The 6,654-nt window shown below is 70.0% G+C and carries 6 protein-coding genes and 1 pseudogene; all 7 read left to right on the forward strand.

Going from position 1 to position 6,654, the window contains the following annotated elements; all coding sequences use genetic code 11:
• Positions 1 to 1,600, forward strand: a 1,600-nt coding sequence (locus WBP48_RS01570; protein ID WP_424435068.1) for a LuxR C-terminal-related transcriptional regulator, incomplete at its 5' end; no start/stop codon positions are given.
• A 65-nt stretch (positions 1,601 to 1,665) separates the two neighbouring features.
• Entirely contained in the window at positions 1,666 to 2,325 is a 660-nt protein-coding gene (locus WBP48_RS01575) for a DUF1345 domain-containing protein (RefSeq protein WP_424435071.1), read from the forward strand.
• 28 nt (positions 2,326 to 2,353) lie between these two features.
• Positions 2,354 to 3,538 carry a type III polyketide synthase gene (locus WBP48_RS01580; RefSeq protein WP_424435074.1) on the forward strand — a complete coding sequence of 395 codons (1,185 nt, stop codon included), beginning with the start codon at positions 2,354 to 2,356 and terminating at the stop codon, positions 3,536 to 3,538.
• The gene (locus tag WBP48_RS01585; protein WP_424435077.1) at positions 3,535 to 3,897 is read left to right on the forward strand and encodes a hypothetical protein; all 363 of its coding nucleotides are present in this window, start codon (positions 3,535 to 3,537) and stop codon (positions 3,895 to 3,897) included. Before WBP48_RS01580 ends, WBP48_RS01585 begins: the two co-directional genes overlap by 4 nt.
• Positions 3,897 to 4,690: pseudogene (locus WBP48_RS01590) on the forward strand (nitroreductase family protein); the annotation flags it as partial. The gene WBP48_RS01585 and the pseudogene WBP48_RS01590, both read left to right, overlap by 1 nt.
• 161 nt (positions 4,691 to 4,851) lie before the next feature.
• A complete protein-coding gene (locus WBP48_RS01595) occupies positions 4,852 to 5,577 on the forward strand; it encodes an NADPH-dependent F420 reductase (RefSeq protein ID WP_424435080.1) in 726 nt (241 codons plus the stop codon).
• Positions 5,578 to 5,665: 88 nt separating this feature from the next.
• Entirely contained in the window at positions 5,666 to 6,613 is a 948-nt protein-coding gene (locus WBP48_RS01600) for an ABC transporter substrate-binding protein (RefSeq protein ID WP_424435083.1), read from the forward strand.
• Positions 6,614 to 6,654 lie beyond the last annotated feature (41 nt).

The following is a 6,654-nucleotide window of genomic DNA, read 5'->3' on the forward strand; positions in this document are numbered from 1 at the left end:
GGCGCGGGGCGGCTACGCCGCGGCGGGCGCTTTCATGCAACGCGCGGCACAACTGACACCCGACGCCTCCGACCGGTCGAGACGGGCGCTGGATGCCGCGCACGCCCTGCACGAGGCCGGAGCATCCGCCTCAGCGACAGACCTCCTCGCGACGGCCGAGACCGGCCCGCTCAACGCGCTCCAGCACGCGAGGGTGGAGCTGCTGCGAGCGCAGATCGCCTTCCATCTGACCCGGCGACCCGAGGTTCCTCGGATGCTGATGGACGCCGCATCGACGCTCGCACCGCTGGATGCCGCGCTCTCGCGCGAGACCTGTCTCCACGCGATGGATGCCGCGGTCATCAACGGCGGCCCAGAGACACGCGTCATCGCCGACGCCGTCCTCGCGACATCCACGAGTGGAGGACCGGCGCGACCCGTCGACGGGCTCCTGGATGGGCTCGCGGTGGCCACCGTGCACGGCTTCGCCGCAGGAGTGCCCCGGTTGCGACGGGTGCTGGAGACGTTGCGCGAGGATGCACGGGCCGGCGTGGTCCGGGACGATCGGAGCCAGCCGTGGCTGTGGTTGGCCGGCCGGATCGCCGTCGGCATCCTGGACGACGAGCTGGCCCATGAGCTGGCAGAGGCCGATGTCCGTTCCGCGCGCGCGTCCGGCGCGTTGGCGGCCCTCCCCGACGCGCTGAAGTTCCATGCCAACGTCCTGATCCTGAGCGGCCAGCTCACCCGCGCCCGGGAGCTCGTCGCCGAAGCCACGGCGCTCACGGAGTCCACCGGTGGAGTGCCGACGCGTCACGCCGAGACCATCCTCGCCGGGTGGCGAGGCGATCGAGCCGTCGTGACGGAACTGCACGAGCTGACGCTCCAGGACGCGAGCTATCCCGCCGAGGGCGTGGAGGTGGCGATGGCGGAGTACGCCAAGGCGGTGCTGCACAACGCCCTCGGTGACTACTCCATCGCCCAGGAGGCTGCCACGACGGCGTCCGCTTCAGCCGAGCTCGCGGTCAGCACCGTGGGATTGCCCGAGCTGATCGAGGCGGCCGCGCGCGCAGGCGACGAGGAGGCCACCGCGGACGCACTCGACAGACTGAGCTCGAGAGCACGCGCCTGCGCCACGCCCTGGGCATGGGGCATCGAGGCCCGGTCACGGGCGCTCACGACCGCGGGACCGGCCGCCGAAGGGCACCACCGCGAGGCGATCATGCACCTGGAGGCGTCACGCATGGGCGGGGAGACCGCCCGCGCACATCTCGTCTTCGGGGAGTGGCTGCGACGCGAAGGCCGTCGCCAGGAGGCGCGGGACGAGCTGCGCACCGCCTATGAGCTGCTCTCGGGCATCGGTGCGAACGCCTTCGCCGCCCGCGCCGCCCGCGAACTGCGCGCGACGGGTGAGCACCCGCGGAAACGATCCGCCCAGCCCACCGACGTGCTCACCGCTCAGGAGCTCCACATCGCGCGAATCGTCGCCTCCGGGGCGACCTCCCGGGAGGTCGGCGCGCAGTTGTTCCTGAGCCCTCGAACGATCGAGGCCCACTTGCGCAACATCTTCCGCAAGCTCGGGATCACCTCGCGCCGTCAGCTCAAGGAGTTCCGCCTGCCCTGATCGACCGTGCGAGTACGTGGCTTCTACCGACGCGAAGCCGGCGCGATCGGTGCGACGGTGTCTTCATGACTTCGGAGCCCGGGAAGACGGACGACATCGTCAGCCTCGCGTTCGGCACCGTGATCGCCGCCCTCGCGGTCGTCTACATCGTGACGTCGCTTCTCGCCCTGCTCGTGGCGTGGGAGATCATCGCGCTCGTCTACCTGGTCATCGTCCTGACGAGGTTCCGCAACCGGTCGGCGCGCGGCGCCGTCGACAGCACGAGAGCGCTCCCCGACCGGGTGCTCGAGCACCTTTCCTGGACGTTCCCGCTCGCCGCCAGCGCGACCGGTGTGGCATCCGCGGTGACGCTGCTGACCACCGCGGGCCACTCCGGCTGGGCGGGCGCCGACACGTGGATCGTCGGCCTGCTCGGATCGATCGGCGTCATCGTCGCCTGGGCGCTCCTGCAGACCGGGTTCGCCGAGATCTACGAGAGCTGCTACGCGCGCCTCCCGCAACCGAGCGAGGTCAGCTTTTCAGGGGCGGGTGAGGATGCCACACTGGGAGACTTCCTCTACCTCGCTTTCATGGTCGGCACGTCGTTCTCGCCCGACGGCGCGACCGTCGCGTCGCGGAAGGTCCGCCAAGTGATCCTCATCCACAGCGTCACCAGCTTCTTCTACAACGCGTTCCTCATCGCCATCGCCATCCAGGTGCTTCAGAGCATCATCGCCGATGGTTGAGCGGCCGACCGATTTGCAAGGAGCCAGCATGTCACCCAGTAGCGCAGCGGGTCGTCCCGGCGCCGTCAGCGTGCGCTCCATCGCGACGGCGGTGCCGTCGCCCGTGCTGCCGCAGACCCGCGCCCGTGAGCTGTTCGCAGGCCAGCCGGGATTGAGCCGACTGGCGCGGCGCCTGATCGACTCGACCTTCGGCGCCTCCGCGATCGAGCGGCGTCATACCGTCGTCGCCGAGTTCGTCGAATCGGCGGCCGGCTCAGCGGCCGCGGAGTTCTTCAGCGAGAGCGGTGCGATCCTCACGCCGTCGACGGGGCACCGCAACGCTGTCTATGAGCGCGAGGTGCCGCCGCTGCTGGTGCGCGCCGCCGCGGACGCGATCCGCGATGCCCCCGGCATCCAGCGCTCTGACATCACCCACGTCATCACCGTGTCGTGCACCGGATTCTTCGCGCCCGGCCCGGACTACGTCGTGGTGCGCGAGCTCGGCCTCGCCCCCCGGACGCGGCGCCTGCACATCGGGTTCATGGGCTGCTACGGCGCGTTCCCCGCGCTCCGGACGGCGATGGCGACGTGTCTTTCCGAACCGGATGCCGCGGTGCTCATCGTGTGCGTCGAACTGTGCACCCTGCACGTGCGTTCGTCCGACGACCCCGACACGATCGTCGCCTCGTCGGTGTTCGCGGACGGCGCCGCCGCGGCCGTGGTCTCGGGCCGCCCGGCCCCTCCCGGGTCGACGGTGCTGGAGATCGACGCGATGGAGACGGTGCTCACCGACGGCGGCGAGCACGACATGGCGTGGACGATCGGCGATCTGGGCTTCGAGATGGTGCTCTCGAGCTACGTCCCTCGCATCCTGGAAGAGCAGCTCGAAACCGCCCTGCGGCCGCTGCAGGACCGGCTGCTCCCGGCTGGGCGCGCGAGCTGGCCCGAGGTCGAGCAATGGGCGATCCATCCGGGGGGTCGCGCGATCCTGGACCGCGTGCAGAGCGCACTCGGTCTCACGGACGAGCAACTGGCGCCTTCGCGAGAGGTGCTTCGCGACTACGGCAACATGTCCAGCGCGACCGTGCTGTTCATCCTGCGCGGTCTGCTTCACGGCGACCCCCGCGACTCTGCCGACCCGCCCGGGGTGGATGCCGGCCGGGTCGCGGCCATGGCATTCGGCCCGGGTCTGACCGTGGAGTCCGCGCTGTTGACACGGCGGGTGATCGCATGATGCCCGGCGGGGGACTCGCACGTCGCGACACGACGTCCCGAGCCCTCATCACCGCCGCCGCAGCAGGCTACGCGACGAACGTCGCGTTCGGCACAGCCGTGGCGACCCGCGTCATCGACAACAGCCGCATCCGGTGGGTGCACCACGCCCTGTTCATCGCGACCGCGACGCTCACCGCGCTCGGGCTGACTGCCGGCGCGATCGGACGCCATCCCGCCGGTCTCACGCTGGTCCCCGCGGCGGGGCTCCTCGCCACGCTGCCGTACGCGGGCGGCGGCACGCGCCGGCACGCTCTCGTCGCGAGCCTCGCCGCTCCGGCATTCGCCACGGCTCTCGCCCTCGTCTGGAGGAGGCACTGATGGAGTTTCTCGATGTGGTCCGTCGTCGCAAGACGACCAACGGCCCGTTCCTGCCCGACCCCGTCTCGGCGGAGCATCAGCGGCTCCTCATGGAGGTCGCCGGGCGCGCCCCGTCGCAGCTCAACAGCCAGCCGTGGCGGTTCGTCATCGTGGAGGAACGCGAGACGATCGACGAGATCGCACGGATCAGCGGCGAGAGCATGACCGAGGCGATGTCGAACGGCACCTTCTTCGAGCGCTACAAGCCCTACTTCCGATTCAGCAAGGCAGAGATGGAGCGCCGCCGCGACGGGATGCTGTTCGACCGGCTGCCCGCTCCGCTTCGCCCGTTCACCGGCCAGGTGTTCACGTCGCGCGGGCAGAAGCTCATGAACACCCTGCGTGTGCCGCACACGCTCGGCGAGGAGAACCGCAAGCTCGTCGCCGGCTCACCGCTGCTGCTCGGCGTCATGCTCGACCGATCCGAGTACCGCCCGGGTGAGCTGTCGTCGTTCTACTCGGTGTTCAGCATGGGCGCCGCGATGGAGAACGTCTGGCTGACGACGGTCGAGCTCGGCATGGGCATCCAGTTCATCTCCTTCCCGATGGAGGTGCCAGGGCGATGGGAAGAGATCGTCCGCCTGCTCCAGTGCCGGACGACCTCGAGCTGATGGCGGTGTACCGCCTCGGCTACCTGCCCGCCGAGCAGCGGCGGCCGCCGATCGACTGGACCAGCAGTCAGCGCAAACTCCCCTCGCAGTACGTGTTCCGCGGCACGTGCGCAACCCCGCAGGAGGGCTGGGACGAGGTAACACCGGCAGAGTCAGAGTCACTTGATGGCCGCGGTGATCAGCGCGGCGGTCACATCGAGGTCCTTTCGAAATGCGGGTCCGCGGATGCCGACAAGCTCACGTCGCCGGCATCCATCGAGATCCCGCCCGCGCGCACGCCGCTGGAGCGACCCGGAGCCCGCGCATGACCGTCATCGGCATCCTCGGCGCCGGACAAGCGGGCAGCACGCTCGCCCGCGCCGCCATCGCGGCGGGGTACGACGTCGTGATCGCCAACTCGCGGCCGCCGAAGACGCTACGACGCCTCGTCGACGAACTGGGACCACGGGCACGTGCGGCCTCCGCGGCAGAGGCAGCCGTGGCCGCCGATTTCGCGATCCTGATGTTCCCCTACGCGCCCGGCGACCGGCTGCCGGTCCAAGAGCTCGCGGGCAAGGTCGTGCTCGACAACAACAACTACATGCCGTGGCGCGACGGCAACTACCCCGAGGTGGATTCCGGCGCCAAGATGGTCCACGAGCTCCGGCAGCAGCAACTGCCCACCTCGAAACTCGCGAAGGCGTTCAGCCACATCCAGTTCCACGAACGGTTCCAGATCCGCGTCCCCAGCGACGCGCTACCGGCCTTGGTCCGCCTGGCGAGGCCAGCCGGAGCACCCGACAGGAAGGCGCTCGTCGTCTCGAGCGACCACCCGGAAGCCGTCGCGCTGGTGACGCGCTTCTACGACGATCTCGGGTTCGACACGGTCGACAACAGCCCGCTGAGTGAATCGTGGCGCAGCGCCCCCGGCACGCCGATGTGGCAGCGCTCCGCCGACGGGCTGAGCCGCGAGGAACTCATCGAAAGCCTGCGACGCGCGCAGCGCGCTGTCCCCCCACCTGGCGCTGCGCCCACGCACGACAGAAGTTAGGGTAGGCTTCCCTACGCAATACCGCCGACGGGGGTCCCGACCCCGGCCGGGCACCTCCACCACGCATGAGTGAAAGAGAGAGTGCCCAGTGAGATTCGCCCGCCGTGCCGCCGTGCCCGTGGCTTTGTTGTCCGTCCTCGCGATCGCCGGTTGTTCGGCCCCCGCCGCCACCTCGGACAAACCGCAGCAAGAGGAGACACGGACGGTAGAGACCGTCTTCGGCGAGGTCGACGTGCCCGTGGACCCGCAGCGCATCGTGATCGTCCAGTCCGCCGCACTCGATGCGGCACTCGCACTCGGCATCGAGCCGGTCGGCTCGACGTTCTGGGGTGGCGCCGGTGGCGTGCCGGAGTACCTGCAGGATCAGGTGCCGGCCGACTTCACCCTGGTGGGCAACGAGGACGAGCCCGACTTCGAGGCGATCGCCGCCCTCGAGCCCGACCTGATCATCGCGACCGAGGCGGCCGAGGAGAACCTCGCGACGTTCGAGGACATCGCGCCGGTGGCCGCATTCGCGTTCGCCGACGAGAACGGTGACAGCGACTGGCGTGGACACGTCACCCAGATCGCGGACTTCACGGGTCGCGAAGAGCAGGCCGAAGAGGTGCTCGCCGACTTCGACGCGCTGATCGCCGAGTTGGATGCCGAGGTCGCCGTGCCCGGCGAGACCGTCATCCCGCTGCGGGTGCGCGCCGATCACGTGCGCCACTACCTGCCGCTCAGCTTCGTGGGAGCGGATGTTCTGCAGTCGCTCTCGAACATCGAGTTGCCCGACTCGAAGGTCGCGAGCGAGAACGGCGAGTGGGCCGTCATCCCCGCCGAGCGGCTCGACGTGCTCGACTCCGACCGGATCATCGCGTTCATCGACAGCCAGGAGGCGTACGACACGCTGCAGGCGCAGTCGCTGTGGCAGGGGCTGCCCGCCGTGCAGAACGGCAAGGTCTGCGTGACCGAGAACCTCGTCGCGTGGATCCTGGGCGGACCCTCGGCGGCGAAGGTGGTCGCCGACGACGTGCGCGAGTGCCTCGCCGCGTGACCACCGCCGTCGCACCGGCGAGCGCGGGCGCTCCGTCGTCG

Origin of the sequence: Microbacterium sp. (assembly GCF_049661145.1) — a bacterium.
Classification (GTDB): domain Bacteria; phylum Actinomycetota; class Actinomycetes; order Actinomycetales; family Microbacteriaceae; genus Microbacterium.